The organism is Arenibacter sp. F20364 (assembly GCF_023015905.1).
GTDB lineage: Bacteria > Bacteroidota > Bacteroidia > Flavobacteriales > Flavobacteriaceae > Arenibacter.
On the sequence record NZ_JALKBD010000175.1, the window covers coordinates 1 to 342 of the forward strand.

Below are 342 nucleotides of genomic sequence, written 5' to 3' on the forward strand. Positions count from 1 at the left end.
TACTGCATCGGTTACCAAGACCTTATCGTTACCACCTGAGGAAATATCCTCTGTTAAAATGGTACCGTTCAAAATATTTTCTGTCTGAACGGCATTGTCCGCCAATTTAGCATTGGTCACGGCATCATCGCCCAATTTTATGGTAGTCACTGCTCCATCGGCTAGTTTTGCCGTAACGATGGAAAGGTCCTCAACCTTGAAAGGATCCAAGGTAGTGCCAACTCCTGTTATAGTAACTTGATCCGCGATGGCATCGAAGCTCGACTTGTCCACCCAGGCTACCGTTCCTACTGCATCGGTTACTAAAACTTTATCGTTACCACCTGAGGAAATATCCTCTGT

The 342-nt window shown here is 45.6% G+C and carries 1 pseudogene; it reads right to left on the bottom strand.

From position 1 onward, the window contains the following. Nucleotides 1-342: pseudogene (locus tag MWU84_RS24215) on the bottom strand (hypothetical protein); the annotation flags it as partial.